The organism is Enterococcus sp. RTP21361st1_A6_RTP21361_211029 (genome assembly GCF_040910045.1).
Taxonomy (GTDB): Bacteria; Bacillota; Bacilli; order Lactobacillales; family Enterococcaceae; genus Enterococcus_D; species Enterococcus_D gallinarum.
Genome location: NZ_JBDGBK010000034.1, coordinates 1 through 17,192 on the forward strand (window position 1 = coordinate 1; position 17,192 = coordinate 17,192).

A 17,192-nucleotide genomic window follows, 5' to 3' on the forward strand; every position below is an offset into this window, starting at 1 on the left:
GAAACGATGAGACGATCGCCCGCCGGAATCTCGAAAAAACTCTCACAAATCGTGTCCGAGGTATTGACTCAAATCCACCCTGTATTTCCTTTGCCTCGTGTCAAATTAATGGAATGATCTGTATACGTCGGAATTACCGTATTTGGATCAGAGCTAGTGATTTTTGTTATGACTCGTTTGGCAGGACCGGTAAAATTGTATTCATTCATTTCCCAATTCGTACAGTAAGTCTCAAAGTTTGTGGGATAATCATACGAAATGGACGTACCCTCTTTTTTTGGTATAAGAGCCTGTGTCAAAAAAGTATCAAGCTTATTCCACTCAGTCTCAGTAGCATCTTGTGCAACTCCTGAAGCGGTAACTCCTGAATCACTTGCAAAGCTATATCTGGGAAATGACAGACTTCCAATAATGCAAACGAAAGCCATAATCAAAGAAATGCTACTTTTTCGCATAAGCGCCTCCCAATAGAAATCTCAGCTCTAAAGCTATAAGTATAAGAACCACTCCAATGAAGGAAAGAAAATTACTATTATCTCCTTCATTGCCTAATTGTGGTAATTTCTCCATCTTATCACTTTGGTTTTCATCAACTACATCAGAATGTTGGTCGTTTCCTTTGCCAATGATTCCCTCAATCGGAATATGATTAAATTGAATACTTGATGACTCAGCGAAGGTCTCGATTGAACAAATAAAAGTTAGAATGATTACTAACGATAGCAATATAAAACCATAGTATTTTTTCATATCAATTCCTATAGAACTTCAAACTTAAGAACTAAATCATATTGTGGATTTAAAGCATTCTTTTCAAAATTAAACCCTGTTGCTACCCCACCACTTAATTTAAATTCAAGCTTGTCTCCAGTTGGATTCAAAGTGCCAATTTCCGCCGGGAATTGAGCAGGATTTTGTGGGTCTGTCGTGTGCAAAGCAATGTCTTTGTTTGCAGTTTTATTGGTTAAGTTCAAAGTCAACTTATCACTAATTTTTTCAGCATCCGTTTGACTCCCAGATCCTCCCGGTGTACCACTATCCTTAAAATCGTTAACAGAAATCTTAACTCCTTTTGAGGAAAGATTTTCAATTTCATAAAGTGGAGAAATAATACCTGTACTTACATCCGTTTGACCAAATAAGATTTTTGTTGGAATTTTTACATCAACCCATGCAGGATCTGTTGGATCTGGATCTGGTTGAGTTGGGTCTGTTGGATCTGTTGGGTCAAATTCTTTAAATGTTCCTTCTGCCGGAATAGTAGCAGAATCTTGTTTTTTGACTTCCTGTGGTTGGGTATTCGGATCTGGTTGACCATCTTCATAGGCAAACGCAGCTGATGGACCTAATAATGCTGCTCCTCCAAATGCGACTACACCGAAAAGTGCTACAAATTGCGTTTTTTTCATTTTTGTTCCTCCATTGTTTCTATTATTTATAACTAGATATTCTAGTTATTCACAGATAATTGCCCTACTACTAGGGTTTCTCCAACCTTTTTTTGTGCCTCATCGTTCTCATAATAAGTGACTAAATTTTGTGTTTTATAAACACCTTTTTTGATGGTAGTGCTTAATTTTCCTTGGGATACATATTGTTTTGGCTTAATGAGACCTGAATCATAAACAACTTTTTTCTCTCCATCAATTGTAGTCTGAACGCGTATGGCATATTGATTACTTGCCGGATTTAATATACTGACCTCGCCAACCTCTGATGATGATTCAAAAACCATATCAGAATTCATTTTCAAACGTACTTCGCTTTTATCCGCCTTTGATTGAAGGAGCTCTTCGAACTCTTTTTCGCTCATATCCTTAACAAACTCACCTGATTTTCCATCAGTTTCGCCAGCAACTACATTGGGAGCAGTTTGATGAGTTAAAAAATAGTAGTACACACTTCCCACTAACAGAGCTATCAACAAAATTAAAAGGATAACAATTCTTGATCGTTTTTTTCTTTCCATTCTCCTTACCTTCCATTGTTTTTCTTACTCTAATGTTGTTATAATAATTGTAACTTGTCAGCTTACCTATGTTTCCAACAACGGTGATAACTATAGAGCAATACTTCTCATTGAGAAAGTTCATTTTTAATCTAACGTTCGTTAACTATTGGAGGCTCCATATGGAAACATTATTAGAAAAAAACTTACAACGACACTATCAAATCATTAAATTTCTCATTTATAGAGACTGGGAAAAAATAAGTACTATTTCGAAATTTACCCAAATCTCTGAAAGCACAGTTCGTAAAAGTATTGGAGATATCAACCGATACATCAACCCAGCTAAACTGGAAAGTAGTAAACAACTTGGTGTACGGCTAATTCTCATGCCTGATCAAAATCCTTTTTTTATTTTTTCTGCACTTTACAATCAGTCTGCAAGATTCTCCATACTTGAAGAAATCTTTTTAAGTAGACATACCAACTTGACCTCTTTAGCTGATCATCTTTTCCTCAGCATTTCTACATTGAAAAGAAAGATAGGAACAATCAATGAACTTTTAGCTCCTTTCGACTTTCACATTGACTGTACCTATATGGACATAATCGGTGATGAAAGAAAAATATGCTGGTTCTATTTTTGCTACTTAATCGAAAAATATGGACTCATTGAAAAAGTAATTACTGAGAACGATGTTGAATTGATGGATGAGGTCATGCAAGAGTTTATGGATTGCTACCCATTTTTACAAACACCTGCACGCCAAACCTATTCTTATGTAAATAAATTTAGAACTATGTTATTTATTAATTTTATACGCATTCGCAGAGGTCATTTACTTCCAAGCCAATCACAAAATGACCAAAAACATGGGTTTACTTTTTCAGAAGAGTTAACTCAAAAACTTTTTCAACACTATCACACTGAGATAACCTCAAAGAGCATATATCGATTATTTTATATATTTTTCAATGACAAATATGCATGGTCAATGACAGATTTAAATCAAAAATGCTCCTTAAATCCAAAAATTAATCATCTTCGTGTCGCGATAGAAAATACATTAAACTCAATTGTTGAAAAGGAAAATCTAATCCTATCAAATAAAGAAGAACTTATGCTTTATCTATACAACGCAACCACTTATATTTGGGGACCTGCAAAAATCCTTTATAATCCTAATGAAGAATTTTTTATCAATCTCAATAATTATTACGAGGGATTCACACAAAGGGTCAAAGAAATTGTATCTCGTTATTTTTTAAATAGTGATTTACCAATTTATGTAGATGATTCCGTTATTAATCGATTACTATTTATGGTGGTCACTTCATGGGACTCATTATCTGATCAATTGGAACAAAAATCGCCAACTATTAAGACTGGACTCTTTTTCAATACGAGCTACGAACACTGTAATTTTTTGAAAGAAGATATTATGTATCATTTAAAAACGCGAGTGAATGTGGATTTGATTGACGCTACTAGCCTTACCTCAGTTAGAGAAAGAATGTGTAAGTACGATCTTTTGATAACCAATCTTCCATCACTGTTCGTACCAGAGTGTACCGTAGTATCTATTCATTCAAATCCTACTCCAAAAGATTTTGAGAACATACTCACTGTCTACAATGAAATCGTGAATAATAAACAAGACTTTGATCTGTCCATAGTACAAAAGCAGAACAGTATTTATAAGTATTAAAAAAAGATACTTGAATTTTTATTCAAGTATCTTTTTTACGTTATATAACAAAATGATGAATTACTATTTTCTTATAATTTCTAATTGCCTGCTTTCCTCTCTTAGCAATTCTACTAAAATTTTTTTATTTTTCTTCAATAAACTAGAAACACCATTTGAGTCAGAAAGCTTCTCTAGCACAACATTAAGTGCGAAAACATTTCTATTAGCATTCATATTATACTGAACAATTCTTTTGCCATCTTCTTCTGTTTCAATTCTGTGAGAGACTGGCCATAGTGTAACTCTGCTATAAAAATAATTTAAGTAACTTTTCGCCCATGCAACAAGATTAATTCCATATTCATTATGAACATCTTTAATAAATTTTTTTGACTTTAAACTTATTTGGTATTTAAAGCTTGATAGGCTAGTGTTTTTACTATAAATTCCGTAATAGTCCTTTGCAAAGGATAATATTTCTAAAGGATATTCACTTAAATAAGCCTGTTTTCTTACCACTTCAGCGAATAAACTATACGATAATTTTTCCCAATCTTTTTCATCTGAAATCAGTAAAAAGTAATCAGTATCATCTAACACAATAGAAAGTTTACGATTAACTTTCACATTATATTGATTAAATAGTTTAATCAACCACCGCTGCGTATCTTCACTAAATGAGTCAATCTCATACTGATAATTGACTTTTCTTCTCAATTCTTTTAATTGTAGATTTTTCTGGGAACTTTGATCGTCCTCTAAGATTTTATAGAAATCAAAAATATACTCTATTAATTTCCGAATGTTATCTTCTTTATTCTTATATTCTGTTTCATCAAATCCTTCATATTTTTTTCTAAGTTTAATATATTCCTCTATCTTCATATGGATTCACAAGCTTGCTTCATATATTTTTTGTAAAGCTCTTCCTCAATTGGTGAAATTTGATTATGCCAATAATACATAACCAATATTTCCAAAATTTTCTTTTTTCCCCTGATATATGGTAAAGTTGACAGTCGAGAATATATAGCATCTATATTAAACCTATTTTTCTTAGCCTTCATCGGATTATAGTATTTACCAAAATCTAAATTATCATACGTACCAGCGGGCCACATATGTTCATATTCAGAAAAATTTGATGCATAATTTTCTGCCCAGATAAGTAAATTAACATTATATTTATCATTTGTTTTCTTGATATAATTGTTGATTTTTTCATTAAAGTTCATCACTGGCTCATTCTCGCCCAAATAATTAATATTCAAAACTCTATGTTCATCAACAATATACTCGTAAAGTTGATCTATATAGTTTTCCATAAAGGGATACTTTTTAATTAGTAAGGAATAGCATTTATATGAATATTTTCTGAAACTATCAGGTGAATTTGTTAGTAAAAAAGTATCCATTTTATTTAGCAATTTTGAAATTTGCTGATTCATTTTTTTGTTATAACGAGAATATACCTCTATAAGCCATTTCTGTACATTTGTTGAGTATTTATCGACTTGCTTTTGATATTTTTCCAGTTTTTCATTGTTTTCAATTTGCAAAGATTGAGTTTTATCAATGTTAATATAAGTATTAAAATATTCAAAAACATAATTTACACAATCCTGTAGATTAACATCTTTCTTTTTTAAGTCAAATAAGTTCTTCTGATCATCTTTCAATCTTTTTTCAATAAATTTATCTAATGTAATCATTTAGTCTCACCTCTCATGAATGAATAGTTTTGTTATTATTATATAATATCAAATTACAAAAGATAAATTTATTATTATCTAGCTAATATGCTTCTATGACCTTCCAATTTTCCGACTTTTGTAAAACAAAAGAATACTGGAAATTATCTGTTGCTTTTGTAGTATCATCAAGGTACTTTGCTACCACTGAAACTTGATAATTCTCTCCTTTTTGTCGGAAAATAGGATTAGTAAAATCTATAAACCTCAATGTAGTATTTATTGGTGTAACGACACTATTTTCTACATAATACTCAAGTTCTTTTTCGGAAGCAGTTGGATAAATCTTGAAGAATGTCTCTAGAAACTCGGTGATTTCTTCCGTTGTTTTAGCATCAATTTCTGAATCAGTTTCTACTTGTTTTGTCTTATACTTCCCCTTTTCTGGTTTTCCAATCATAGTAGGCAAGCTGGACACAATATGGTTTCCTTTCTTATCTTCATATATTGTCACTCGGTAAGCAAATGAAACTTGCTGCGTTTTTTTCCCTTCTGTAATCTTTTAACCTACTAAAAATGAAACGACAAAATCATCTGAACCCTTTTCAACATCAAAAATTCTTACCGATTGAACTTCGGAACTAGTAGGAATATCCGCTCGAATCATATCTTGGCTCAAAGCGAGTCCTTCTTCTGCAAGATACTGTTCAAGATTAGTCATTCTCTTTTCGATTACTTCTTTATTATTCTTCCATGAAAAATATTCTTTCGCAAAATCCTTCGTAAAACTTTCAACACCAGAAGTATTCACTATCTTCTCTTGTACAACTATTTTTCATGAGTCGTATGTTGATCAATGGCGGTGAAATTTTTATAGATGCCAAAAACAAGGTTACAAGACAATAAAAGCCAAAGGGCAAGCACCATTTTTCGATGCTTACCCACGGATACGACTCGTTCTTTCTTCTTTTTTGGGGTCTTTTCCTTTTGATTTCGTTCAATTTTTATCTTCATCTTCATTCCTCTTTTCTTTTAATTGTATCGGCCAGATCCAATAAGATGCTGCTGCCAATAGCTTTCTGTTAGATTTGTCCAGCCCACTGGATTCCCTGCGTGAAACATCCGATTATCTCCCGCATAAATACCCACATGAGTCACATAAGTACCGGCATCATAGGTTGAATGAAAGAAAACTAAATCACCTGGTTTGGCATCTTTTAGATCAATATGGGTCATGGCATCATACTGATCCTGAGCGACCCGAGGGAGTTTCAAACCAACTTTGGCATAACACCATTGGGTTAATCCACTACAATCAAAACCCGTTTCGGGACTTGATCCACCAAATACATAGGCCGTTCCTTCATACTTAAACGCCTCGTCAAAAATCCCTTGAACAGTTTTATCATCAAACTGTGTCGTGGTTAGGTATTGCTTCACTAATAAGCAATAAAACATATTGCCATAGTTATACCGCCAACCACCATTTTCTTTAACCGCGATGGGATTTGGGTAATCGACTTTTTGACCACCTGATTTTCCCTTTGAAAAAGATTCTGCTAAAGCAAAACTGTGCTTCTTCCCGTTTTTCGCAACATAATCCAGATACCCGCCACCATAGTTATAGGCCTGAATGATACTATCTTGATCGCAACCTAATTCTTTAGAACGCTTAACCAAAGACGCAAAATAGAGACACCCTTGTTTGATGGATGCCTCGGTACTTAATGAATTCGGTGGTAAGCCGGCTGACTCAGAACTCTGCATAACGTCTTCCATTGTGCCACCAGATTCCACTTGAATAATCGCCAAAAGAATTGGGACATACTCTGAGATATCCGATTCTTTAGCATATTTTTCCACCATTGTACGGTGTTTCAATACTTCTTCTGAGACACTACTTCCCCCCCAGGAGTAGTGCCAGAACTATCACTTCCTTCACTGTCTTCCCCAAACAACAAGCCCACACACATCAAGATGCCCATAAAGGAGATGGTCAGAAAAGCTAGCGAAATGGCACTTACTTTCTTTACATTCATTTTTTCTCACCCGACCTTGATTTCGGATGGGGATTCATTCTTTTTTGTACTTTTTGATTGGTTCGCTTTGAAAGAGTAGACCGCTGTTTCACTTGTTGGAAATAATTTTTCTTACTTGATGATTGGCTTTTCCCTTTTGAAATGATTTCTTGACTAGCGAGTTTTCGTTTGATTTCGGAATTCGAATTTACTCTCTTAGTCCGCTTTGGTGCTTCTTTTTTCAGCGTCCTATCTTTTTGAGATTGAGCCGCTTTATCTATTGAAACATTTTCCCTTCTTTTCCCATGGCGATTCCCTGTTTCGTTTAATACTTTACGCTTTTCAGCCATTTTCTCGTCTCTACGTTGTCGTTGCTTTTCTCGTAACTCTCCTCGATCTGCTTTTTCTTGAACCAGTCCACGCTTGAACTCTTCTGGTGCTTTTTTCGTCTTTTCGATTCCTTTATAGAGGTTGTATTTCAAGTTAGTTGGTGTATTTCGTACCTGATCCTTTACTTGTTTGGTCTTATCTTTCACCAAAGCTTGGGTATCCAGAACTTTGCCTATTTTTCTCCCGGCCAAATTCATTCGAGATTGTTTTTTATTATTTGAAATTGGATTTTCCTTATTCAAGTCAGATGGTACCTCGTGATCGTTAGCTAATCGTGAATTCTTTCGTAGAGCAGAACCGGATGGCTTAAATTTGGATTTCGATTGTTCCTTTGACAACTTATTTCCAACTACTGCACCTCCACCAAAAGCTAAAGTTCGCCCTACATTTCGATTGAGTTGCTGAAGTTTACGATTCATCAACATTTGCGGTTTTCGCATAACCCGTCTGCCCATTGATTGGCTATCATTACTTTGGAGATTGAACATACTCATAATGTCACCCAATTTGAAATAGATACCGGCAAAGGTCACAATTTGTAGAAAAGCTACCATAAAGAAGGGATAAGTAGCGGAAATGTTGAAAAACATCGTGGAAATACTAAATGCAGTCGTGATGACTAATGTCACTCCCGCTCGCATCATAATCGTATTAAACAAGCGAATAATCGCCTTCTTTCCCAAACTTTCATAAGTTGGCAACATGGACAATAAAAAACTGATAGGAAGAAACATCGCAAAGATAATGAAGAGAATTTGCGAGAACAACATCATCCCAGTTAGTAGAAAGACAAATAAGGATATGCCAATATTGAACAACACCAAAAAGACCACGGTCCCTAAGCGGTTCATGGTTTTGGTAATACTTAAATTCGCATTGTCATTGTCTTCAATCTCCGCTTTGACCGCTTCTTCCCGATCTTTGCCTTTGTTTTCATCTGGACTTACAGATAGAATCTTGTTGACCCGGTCTTCGCCAATTTCTTCTATGTTGGAATCATCAAATTGTAATAGTAACCAAGGTTGTTGGACTTGAATGGAAAACAAGCTATCTCGAATCAAGTCCACACTATCTTTTCCTTGGCTTTCCGAATTCGGTACAACAATCTCGGTCCCAAGGGTAAGGGACGCTTCACTAACATCTGAGCTAAAGTCATTGATTTTTGTGATATAGGTGGGCGCATACGCAATGAACGAACCTGAAAGTAGAAGAATCATCACAAAATTTAATACGGCTCGAACTGCTTTGGTAGTTTCTCGTTTGAGTAGACCCGTATACGCCACATAAACTCCTAGAGCTAAAATCATTAATAATAGAAACCCAAAGTAAAAACCCGAGGTCTGAAGTCCATTTTCGGTAATGCCGGCTAAGGTTTGAATGTTTTTCCCAATACTTTCAGCTGTGTCTGAAATGAAATCCAACTTGTAAGCTTCTTGAACTACATAACCTGTGGCATTCGACAAATACAGACTCACAGTCCAAATAAAATTAGTAATGGCATAAAGACCATACATTACGCTCTTGCCTAAGCCATCACCCCAATTCCAAGGTAACCAATCCCATGAACTATCCACAAAGAAATCTAGTTGATAGTTGTTCAGTGAATATTGAGAATATAAATTTCCTGCTTCAACTGTATCATCAACCAGACCTGTCGCCTCTGCTACCGTACCGACTAAACTCAATAGAATTGTCAGGATGATGATGCTAATAAAAACGATTGCCACAATCCGAAAAAGTTTCTTTTTCATCCCCTCACTCCATTCTCTCTTGAACCGGTGGACGGGTATCAAAAGCATGGAAGAGTTCTTCAAAGACTGGATGAACTTGGACCACACCCACTCGACCATACAAATCTTGCATCAAGCATTGACCGTTTTCCAAATCTCGCAAGCGTTTTTGGTTGTTTTCATCTCCTTGATCTAAGCCAAAGAATTCCAAAGTCTTCTTGATTTCATAGTTCCTGCTCCCGTGAGAAGTGAGATGTTATCCAATCCTTTAAGTACTGGTAACGATATTTTCACTGATGGTATGTTAATTCCACCAATTACAGGAAGCTCTGTATTATCAAATTGGGTTTTTAATACTAGCTCATTTGATATTGATTCTACAGAGTCAAAATCAAAGTTTCCTGATTTCTTTAAATTTTTTTCGAGTTTCTCCTGAGTGAAATTTGTAAGATTGTATTGTTTCGTTCGTTGACTCAACATGTACGATCGAATTTGATTATTGAAAATCAATCCAAAACCAATAACCAACATTACTACCATTAACACATTAATAGTAATTCTTTTTAGTTTGCTTCTTTTATACATCTATATTCCAAGTAAAGGTGCAGGATCAACAAATCCAGTCCAATTTTGACTTGTTGCTACACTAAAATGGAGATGAACGCCTGTAGAATTTCCTGTTGTTCCCATCACACCGATAGTCTGTCCAGCACTAACTGTTTGTCCTGCAGATGCGACAAGGCTACTCATATGAAAATAGTATGAATAGTAGCCGTCACCATGATCGATAATAATGTAATTTCCTGCAGTTGCTTCAAAAGCTGCTTGCAAAACAGTTCCACTCCTAGTTGCTAGAATTGGAGTATTTGATGTACCACCCATGTCGATCCCATTATGAAAAGTTCCAGAGATACCAGTAGGGTCTGGTCTAGAACCAAATGGACTTGTCACAATAATGTTAGATACTGGTGCTCCCCACCCTGATGTACTTGGGGTTGGTGCTGGTTTCACATCAGTTATATTAGGATTGCTTATTGAAGGTTTAGAATCAACAACTTGATTAGTTGAATTTACATTAGACGTTTCTTTTTTTATTAATTCAGCTTCTTGGGCTTCTAATATCGCTTGTGCTTCGGCTTCTTTTCTCTTCTCTTCCTCTAAAACTCTTAGCTCTTCCTGCTTCTTTTTTTCAGCTTCAATTTTTTGAATTTCAAACTTTTCTTTTTCAGCTTTTTCAGTTGCCAAAGTTGCAGAGATTCCTTTTATCTTAATATCTTGGTCTAATTTGTCATTTGCAAGGGCCATTTCTTTCTCTTCTAATTCATTCGTCTTTTTTTCAGCCTCAATTAATTTATTTTCAATATCATTTTCTAATATTTCTAATTTTTCTTTGTCATCTTTTTGGGCACTCATTATCTCGTTATTTGCATTTACAAGTTTTGTCATGCCTATTGTTTTATTAACAACATCAGTTAAAGATTCTGAATTGATCAATAATGAAAGAACGGACCCGTTTAATTGATTCACTTGCGCATTTCTGGCTTGTTTATCTATCACTTCGTCTCTACGTTCAATCTTTTGTTCAAGCTCAGTAATTTCATTTCTCAAACTGTTAAGCTCTTCTTCAAGAGAGTTTTTCTCATTTAACGCATTTTGGTATTCATTTTGTAGAGTAGAAATTCGGTTATTCAATTCTGCCAAATAAGTTTCTGCTGACTGCTGATCTTTAACAATAGTTTCGATTTCTCTATCTTTTTCTTGTATTTTTTCATCAATTGTTTGTGCAGCAGCAAAAGTACTGTTACCAAAAACTGAGAGTAAGACTACTAAAGATACTAAAATAAGCGACTTCTTCAAACTAATCTTTCACTTCTTTCCTGTTTTACTTAAAACTGTCAGAGTTCATTAATTTTATTAATCCTCCTTTCAAACTTTATATTTTTGGAAAATATTACCCTTTAAAACGAAAAACTATATCTATTAAACTCTGAAGTTAGAATTAAGGTAACTAATAGTTATGGAGGTTTTATGTAAAAATTTGAAAGCTCCATAAAAATCACATAATTGTAATGTATGATATAGAAAGTTAATATAGGAGATAATAAATATGCATAGTTTTAGAAAAATGTTAAAACCTTGGGATATTATCCTCATTATCCTGATATCAATCTCTTCATTTTCTCCCGTAGGCATTGCTGCTTGGAAAGCGTCTGTCAAAAGTGATTCAAATAAAATGACAGAAGTTATCGCAGTAGTTAAAATCGATGGGAAAATAGTAGATGAGTTTAACTTAACTACTACCAAAAAATCGTTTGAGAAAACTTATTACCCGGCCAAAGAGAAATATAACATTATTGAAGTTGCTCCTGGAAAAATTCGAGTTAAAGAAGATAACAGCCCAGACCAAGTTGCAGTTCGTACTAGTTGGATTAGTAGACCAGGTGATACGAGTATCTGTCTTCCCCATAAACTTATTATTGAAGTATTAGGTGTTGATGAAAATCCATTAATTTACTGAAATTTTTTCATGCCTACACTGCTCAACATCAATTTATCAATACAGAACTTGAATTATGGAGGATTGCTACAGATGAACAAGGATTTTGACAAACAGTCAAGTGACAAATTACAAACAAAAAAAGAGATAAAATTAGGACCATAGTTTTATCTCTTTTGATAACGATTTTTTTTAAAGGATTGGCTGTAACAGCTAATAACCAACTTAGTAACGAGTCTTTAAAAAATATAAAAGTAGAAACCGTTAATAGTTGGAACCATATGAAGAATTACAATAACAAATCTTTCAAAGACTAGATCTCTCAATTAATTGATGAGCTAATGAGAGAAGTTTTAAGAAAAAATTGTATTTGTCAACCTTGCTCTTGCAGATGAAAGTAGTTCTCTTTTTATAAAAAATTTTACCGGGAAAGAATATTTAAAAAGAAATTTTACTATATTATCACTAGGAGAATTGTTATAACGCATGATTTCAACTCTCTATTAAGTAGTCACTAAATCTATTTTATAAACTTTAAATAGTGTGGAAATACCATTTTTTTACTTAAATCAACACACTTGCAGAAATTATTACTGTTATCCATAAAATAAATCAAGGTTAATTCAACTTAAAAGAGGCTGACCCAAAAGTAACTTTTCATATTAATATCACGAAATTAACAAAACATAAATTCCCTAAAGTCAATGTTTTAACAAACTGATCTTATGGGTTTTTTTTATGATCTTAAGGCTTTTGGAAAAGCCTTAAGACCATAAAAAACGAAATCCATATTATAAAATAATTGTTTAGTTTACTAGTTCACTCTTATGTTTTACTACAATGGCGTTTTCTAGAAAAAATGATTCTATCTTTAAACTTCATTGAAAAAAACGGAGTAGAAAAATACTACTCCGAAAAAGTTATGTTATTAATTACAATAGAAATAGAGTATTTAAAGCATTTTATACAATTCTCAGAGCACTAATTTGAAATGATATTTTAATCAATCTTTAGTAGCATAGCATTTATAGCAACTATAACCGTACTCAGTGACATGAAGATAGCTCCAATAGCCGGGCTAAGAATAATACCCCAGCTTGCCAATATCCCAGCAGCCAATGGTATTGCTAAAATATTATAGCCTGCTCCCCACCATAAGTTCTGTACCATCTTTCTTTGAGTATTCTTTGCTAATGATAGAAAATGTAATATATCAGAAGGGTTACTTTTCACCAAAATAACATCTGCTGAATCTATCGCCACATCGGTCCCGGCACCAATAGCCACTCCAATGCTCGCTCTTACTAAACTTGGGGCATCATTGACTCCATCACCAACCATCATAACTATTAAGTTCTTATCTTTATATTCTTTTACAATTTTTTCTTTATCCTCTGGCATAAGTTCTGCGTGAACATCGTCGATTCCTAATTGTTTTGCAACAACTGAAGCAACTTGCTTATTATCCCCTGTTAACATTACAGGTTTAATCCCTCTGGCTTTCATTTTTTCAACCATGAGTTTTGCTTCCGGTTTTATTTGATCTCCTTGTGCTACTAGGCCAATACTCTGATCATCCAAAAGTAGAAAGCTAATTGAATTTCCTTGATTAGATAGATCATTAAACATCTGTTTATCATACGAAATACTTTTCTTGTTTAAATAAGAAACACTAACAATTTTTATATCTTTTCCATTAACTCGACCTTCCAAACCAATACCAGGTAAATTTGTTACATCTTCTGCTTTTGGAATAGTCAACTGTAGTTCATCTATCTTTTTCAATACACCAACTGAAAGTGGATGACTGGAATTTTGCTCAAGTGCTGCCATGAATTCAAGTACTTGTTCTTCAGTGTACTGAGTGCTAAATGAAAGATACTCATTAACTGCAAAATTACCCTCAGTCAAAGTTCCTGTTTTATCCATCATAATAACATCAACTTTTTTGGCAACTTCCAGTGCTTGACGGTTCTTAATCAATAAACCATTCTTCGCTCCCAGTGAAGTGGATCTAGCTGTTACTAAAGGTATAGCAAGTCCTAATGCGTGTGGACAAGCGATTATTAACACAGTAACCATTCTTTCTAGAGCTATATTCAAATCACCTGTAAGGACCATCCAAATTATGAACGCGCCAATACCGACAATCAATGCAACATAAAATAAAAGTTTTGCAACTTTATCTGATAAGGATTCCACTCTAGATTTCTCTTTCTGAGCGTTACTTACTAATTCCATAACTTGTGAAAGATAACCAGATTCTCCTGTTCCCGTTACTTCTACGGTTATTGTACCTGAACCATTTACCGATCCACCAATAACCTTATCATTCAATCCTTTTTGTACATCTTTTGACTCACCAGTTACCATAGATTCATTGACATTGGTATTTCCGGCTACAATAACTCCATCAGTTGGAATCTTTTCACCTGCTTTTACAAGTACTCTTTCTCCCACTTGAACGTCTTTCAGATCAACTTCTTTAGTATTGCCAGATTCATCTACTATTATTGCCGAGTTAGGTAGTAATTCTGCCATTTTTTGGAGCGCATTGCCAGCGTTGCTAATAGCATTCATTTCTATCCAGTGTCCTAATAGCATAATTAATATCAATGTAGCAAGCTCCCAGAAGAAATCCATTACGTGAGTATTACTCTTTGTTATATTATTAGCAATAAAAGCATATACACTGTATATGTAAGCAACAGATATACCTAATGAAATTAATGTCATCATTGCTGGATTCTTCATTTCTAATTCCATTTTAGCCCCTTTTAAAAAAGGCATGCCACCGTAAAAGAATAATATTGAAGCTAAGATTAGAACTATCCACTCAGATCCTTGAAAAGTTAATTGGAATGGCAGTTTTCCACCCATCATTGGAGATAATAGAATAATTGGGATGGAAAGAAAAAGAGATACAATGAATTTTACTTTAAGATTACCCATGTGCATTGAATGGTCCATTCCCCCATGTTCATGATTTGTATGATGCATTTTTTCATGATCATGTCCATTGTGATGATCTTCGTGATTCATGGTAGCATGATGATGTCCATTATGTTGAGAATGAGTTTCTTTATTAGACATGTTACGTTCCTCCTTAAATTCAACTTCAAAAACGACTACATTTGTAAACGATATGTTCACACTAATAATAACTGATTATTTTAGAATGTCAACTATTATACTTGCAGAAAGGATTTTGAGAAAATACAGCCCAAAAACTTTTTGGGCTGTTTTCCTATTTCAATTTAGATTTTAAATCACTTAACTCGCTACTTAAAATTTCATTTTGAGCTTTTAGATTTTCCAATTCCTTTTTCATCATTGGATCATCATTGTCACTTTTAGCAACTGAGTGCATTCCTTTCATCATAAAAATCATCATGATAGGACAAAGTAAAAGTAATAGCCACTGCATTAGATTCGCTCCTTAACTAAATTTTTTAAAATTGACACTTCTTCTTTTAATTGTTCTGTTTGTTTTCTCAAAAGTATCAATTCATGATTGGCTTCTGTATGCTTAGTATGCTCCTCTTCCTTATCATGATTATGCCCTCCATGTCCATGCCCTTTATGCATGAACATCATTGAAATGGGACAGATTAACAACAATAAAAATGGTAAATAATTAAGTATAGTTTCCATTATAGTGTTCCTCCTTATTTTTTTTTAAATAAAAATATACTAAAAGAGCGCTAAAGATCAAAGAAATAGATAGTACCTGTGCCATCCGTAAGTTTTGAGTCAACATCAAACTATCCGTTCTCAAGCCCTCTATCCAGAATCTTCCAATTGAGTACATGATAATATATACCAAGAAGAGTTGACCATTAAATGCCTTTCTCTTAATTAGTAATATCAATATGATGAGGACTCCTATATTCCATAAAGACTCATAAAGAAATGTCGGCTGTCTATAAGCTCCATCGATATACATTTGGTTTACAATAAAATTTGGCAACAAAAATCCTTTTAGAGCTTCTCTACTTATTTCACCACCATAAGCTTCTTGATTCATAAAGTTACCCCAGCGACCAATAATTTGACCGATCACAATGCTTGGAGCAACAATGTCAGCTACTTTCCAAAACGAAAGGTTTTTTTTTCTACAATAGATTACTCCTGTAGCAACCGCACCAATCAAGCCTCCATGAATAGCAAGTCCACCTTCCCATACTTTCAGAATGTCTACTGGATTTCTTATATAAGAATCTAATTCAAAAAAAACATAGTACAATCTAGCTGAAATTATAGAGACTGGCAATCCGTACAGCAATAAGTCAGAGATTACATCTTCTGATATCCCTTCTTTCTTTGCCCTTTTACTAGCAATAAAGTATCCTAACAAAATTCCGCTAACTATAAAAACAGCATACCAGTATATAGTAAACGGTCCAAAAGATATGAACACTCTATTGTATGGTTCTCTCAAAGTCATTCCTCCTTCTTGATCTTGCAATGACTATATCAGCCGATTATGGAAATTTTATGTAGAATCAAATTATTTTATATCTTTACGTCTATACATATTTTCTACATAATTCTCTATTATGATTCTCTCAAGGAGGGATGTACTATTCATATTAATCGATTGAAAATAGGATTTAGTTTTCTTACTATATTTGTCTTTGCTTTGTCGCATGCCATTTCAGTTACAATTAATTTTCCTGGTTTGCTCAAAATAAATTTGCTATTTCAAGATGCTTCAAATTTTGACATTTGGAATAGAAGTCAGGTGAATATTGATTTTAGGAATTTGATGAGCTACTTAAACAATCCTTTTCAAAAATCACTAAAATTTGATTATTTATTTCTATCTAATAGAGGAATTAATCATTTTAAAGATGTTAAATTGCTTTTCCAACTAAATTATTCCATTCTTATCTTGTCTGGATTAGTAGTATTTTGGTTATTCTACAAAAAAATCTTACTACGCGAACAAGCAAAAATAGTATCTCACTATCTTAAGATTTTTTGGATATCATTTTGTCTGATAGCATTACTATTCTTTGAAAAATCTTTTGTTGTTTTTCATGAATTATTTTTCACTAACAACGATTGGATCTTTAACTATGAAACAGATCCAATTATACTTTTCTTACCAGAATCCTTTTTTCTAGCATGTTTTGTATTAATTTTCTTGATAAATTTCTTTACGTTATCCAAAATCCACTTGCTATTTAATAAGAAAGATTTGGTTTAATAATTTAATACACTT

General features: G+C 33.7%; 16 protein-coding genes and 3 pseudogenes. 3 read left to right on the top strand and 16 right to left on the bottom strand.

Features of this window, described 5'->3' with window-relative positions:
• Positions 1-68 precede the first annotated feature (68 nt).
• Genes AB5Z52_RS07950 through AB5Z52_RS07965 form a run of 4 tightly spaced genes read right to left on the bottom strand, consistent with a single transcriptional unit; the run spans position 69 to position 1,969 of the window.
• Positions 69-455 carry a hypothetical protein gene (locus AB5Z52_RS07950; protein WP_368243517.1) on the bottom strand — a complete coding sequence of 129 codons (387 nt, stop codon included), beginning with the start codon at positions 453-455 and terminating at the stop codon, positions 69-71.
• Positions 442-750 (bottom strand): hypothetical protein, encoded by a 309-nt coding sequence (locus tag AB5Z52_RS07955; RefSeq protein ID WP_368243518.1) that lies wholly within the window; start codon positions 748-750, stop codon positions 442-444. Before AB5Z52_RS07955 ends, AB5Z52_RS07950 begins: the two co-directional genes overlap by 14 nt.
• An 8-nt stretch (positions 751-758) precedes the next feature.
• Positions 759-1,409: a hypothetical protein gene (locus AB5Z52_RS07960; protein WP_010776379.1), complete on the bottom strand. Its 651-nt coding sequence runs from the start codon at positions 1,407-1,409 to the stop codon at positions 759-761.
• Between the two features lie 41 nt (positions 1,410-1,450).
• Positions 1,451-1,969, bottom strand: a complete 519-nt coding sequence (locus tag AB5Z52_RS07965) for a hypothetical protein (RefSeq protein WP_010776380.1) — start codon at positions 1,967-1,969, stop codon at positions 1,451-1,453.
• Positions 1,970-2,130: 161 nt separating this feature from the next.
• Here AB5Z52_RS07965 and AB5Z52_RS07970 point away from each other — a divergent pair, with 161 nt between their 5' ends.
• A complete protein-coding gene (locus AB5Z52_RS07970) occupies positions 2,131-3,657 on the top strand; it encodes a helix-turn-helix domain-containing protein (protein ID WP_010776381.1) in 1,527 nt (508 codons plus the stop codon).
• 63 nt (positions 3,658-3,720) lie between these two features.
• Here AB5Z52_RS07970 and AB5Z52_RS07975 read toward each other — a convergent pair whose 3' ends face one another.
• The 8 genes and pseudogenes from AB5Z52_RS07975 to AB5Z52_RS08010 form a co-directional block, all read right to left on the bottom strand.
• The gene (locus tag AB5Z52_RS07975) at positions 3,721-4,524 is read right to left on the bottom strand and encodes a hypothetical protein (protein WP_284590688.1); all 804 of its coding nucleotides are present in this window, start codon (positions 4,522-4,524) and stop codon (positions 3,721-3,723) included.
• A complete protein-coding gene (locus AB5Z52_RS07980) occupies positions 4,521-5,351 on the bottom strand; it encodes a hypothetical protein (protein WP_284590687.1) in 831 nt (276 codons plus the stop codon). Before AB5Z52_RS07980 ends, AB5Z52_RS07975 begins: the two co-directional genes overlap by 4 nt.
• 82 nt (positions 5,352-5,433) lie before the next feature.
• Positions 5,434-6,344, bottom strand: a pseudogene (locus AB5Z52_RS07985) (conjugal transfer protein).
• Positions 6,345-6,362: 18 nt separating this feature from the next.
• A pseudogene (locus tag AB5Z52_RS07990) lies at positions 6,363-7,369 on the bottom strand (lysozyme family protein).
• Entirely contained in the window at positions 7,366-9,489 is a 2,124-nt protein-coding gene (locus AB5Z52_RS07995) for a CD3337/EF1877 family mobilome membrane protein (RefSeq protein ID WP_368243520.1), read from the bottom strand. Before AB5Z52_RS07995 ends, AB5Z52_RS07990 begins: the two are co-directional and overlap by 4 nt.
• A gap of 4 nt (positions 9,490-9,493) precedes the next feature.
• A pseudogene (locus tag AB5Z52_RS08000) lies at positions 9,494-9,697 on the bottom strand (ATP-binding protein); the annotation flags it as partial.
• Complete coding sequence (locus AB5Z52_RS08005; RefSeq protein WP_010776390.1) at positions 9,661-10,053, bottom strand: hypothetical protein; 393 nt, start codon at positions 10,051-10,053, stop codon at positions 9,661-9,663. The pseudogene AB5Z52_RS08000 and the gene AB5Z52_RS08005, both read right to left, overlap by 37 nt.
• Positions 10,054-11,325, bottom strand: a complete 1,272-nt coding sequence (locus AB5Z52_RS08010) for a murein hydrolase activator EnvC (RefSeq protein WP_010776391.1) — start codon at positions 11,323-11,325, stop codon at positions 10,054-10,056. It abuts the gene before it with no gap.
• Positions 11,326-11,575: 250 nt separating this feature from the next.
• Between AB5Z52_RS08010 and AB5Z52_RS08015 the strand changes: the two genes are divergently transcribed.
• Positions 11,576-11,986, top strand: a complete 411-nt coding sequence (locus AB5Z52_RS08015) for a NusG domain II-containing protein (protein ID WP_010776392.1) — start codon at positions 11,576-11,578, stop codon at positions 11,984-11,986.
• A gap of 978 nt (positions 11,987-12,964) precedes the next feature.
• Here AB5Z52_RS08015 and AB5Z52_RS08020 read toward each other — a convergent pair.
• From AB5Z52_RS08020 to lgt, 4 genes are all read right to left on the bottom strand, one after another.
• The gene (locus AB5Z52_RS08020) at positions 12,965-15,058 is read right to left on the bottom strand and encodes a heavy metal translocating P-type ATPase (RefSeq protein ID WP_010776393.1); all 2,094 of its coding nucleotides are present in this window, start codon (positions 15,056-15,058) and stop codon (positions 12,965-12,967) included.
• Positions 15,059-15,212: 154 nt separating this feature from the next.
• Positions 15,213-15,392, bottom strand: coding sequence for a DUF2933 domain-containing protein (locus AB5Z52_RS08025; protein WP_002363628.1), 180 nt, complete (start codon positions 15,390-15,392; stop codon positions 15,213-15,215).
• On the bottom strand, positions 15,392-15,619 hold the full coding sequence (locus AB5Z52_RS08030; RefSeq protein ID WP_368243521.1) for a DUF2933 domain-containing protein: 228 nt from the start codon (positions 15,617-15,619) through the stop codon (positions 15,392-15,394). Before AB5Z52_RS08030 ends, AB5Z52_RS08025 begins: the two co-directional genes overlap by 1 nt.
• On the bottom strand, positions 15,603-16,406 hold the full coding sequence (lgt, locus tag AB5Z52_RS08035) for a prolipoprotein diacylglyceryl transferase (RefSeq protein ID WP_010776395.1): 804 nt from the start codon (positions 16,404-16,406) through the stop codon (positions 15,603-15,605). Before lgt ends, AB5Z52_RS08030 begins: the two co-directional genes overlap by 17 nt.
• A gap of 45 nt (positions 16,407-16,451) precedes the next feature.
• On the opposite strand from lgt, the gene AB5Z52_RS08040 reads away from it, so the two are divergent.
• Entirely contained in the window at positions 16,452-17,177 is a 726-nt protein-coding gene (locus AB5Z52_RS08040) for a TIGR01906 family membrane protein (RefSeq protein WP_016171825.1), read from the top strand.
• The last annotated feature ends 15 nt before the right edge of the window (positions 17,178-17,192 follow it).

What these genes read in the sequence shown, in the direction of transcription:
- AB5Z52_RS07980 (WP_284590687.1), bottom strand. Translation starts at nt 5,351, where the DNA reads ATGATTACATTAGATAAATTTATTGAAAAAAGATTGAAAGATGATCAG.
- AB5Z52_RS07970 (WP_010776381.1), top strand. Translation starts at nt 2,131, where the DNA reads ATGGAAACATTATTAGAAAAAAACTTACAACGACACTATCAAATCATT.
- AB5Z52_RS07960 (WP_010776379.1), bottom strand. Translation starts at nt 1,409, where the DNA reads ATGAAAAAAACGCAATTTGTAGCACTTTTCGGTGTAGTCGCATTTGGA.
- AB5Z52_RS07975 (WP_284590688.1), bottom strand. Translation starts at nt 4,524, where the DNA reads ATGAAGATAGAGGAATATATTAAACTTAGAAAAAAATATGAAGGATTT.
- AB5Z52_RS08015 (WP_010776392.1), top strand. Translation starts at nt 11,576, where the DNA reads ATGCATAGTTTTAGAAAAATGTTAAAACCTTGGGATATTATCCTCATT.
- AB5Z52_RS08005 (WP_010776390.1), bottom strand. Translation starts at nt 10,053, where the DNA reads ATGTATAAAAGAAGCAAACTAAAAAGAATTACTATTAATGTGTTAATG.
- AB5Z52_RS08020 (WP_010776393.1), bottom strand. Translation starts at nt 15,058, where the DNA reads ATGTCTAATAAAGAAACTCATTCTCAACATAATGGACATCATCATGCT.
- AB5Z52_RS07995 (WP_368243520.1), bottom strand. Translation starts at nt 9,489, where the DNA reads ATGAAAAAGAAACTTTTTCGGATTGTGGCAATCGTTTTTATTAGCATC.
- AB5Z52_RS07955 (WP_368243518.1), bottom strand. Translation starts at nt 750, where the DNA reads ATGAAAAAATACTATGGTTTTATATTGCTATCGTTAGTAATCATTCTA.
- AB5Z52_RS07950 (WP_368243517.1), bottom strand. Translation starts at nt 455, where the DNA reads ATGCGAAAAAGTAGCATTTCTTTGATTATGGCTTTCGTTTGCATTATT.
- AB5Z52_RS08030 (WP_368243521.1), bottom strand. Translation starts at nt 15,619, where the DNA reads ATGGAAACTATACTTAATTATTTACCATTTTTATTGTTGTTAATCTGT.
- AB5Z52_RS08025 (WP_002363628.1), bottom strand. Translation starts at nt 15,392, where the DNA reads ATGCAGTGGCTATTACTTTTACTTTGTCCTATCATGATGATTTTTATG.
- AB5Z52_RS08040 (WP_016171825.1), top strand. Translation starts at nt 16,452, where the DNA reads ATGGAAATTTTATGTAGAATCAAATTATTTTATATCTTTACGTCTATA.
- AB5Z52_RS07965 (WP_010776380.1), bottom strand. Translation starts at nt 1,969, where the DNA reads ATGGAAAGAAAAAAACGATCAAGAATTGTTATCCTTTTAATTTTGTTG.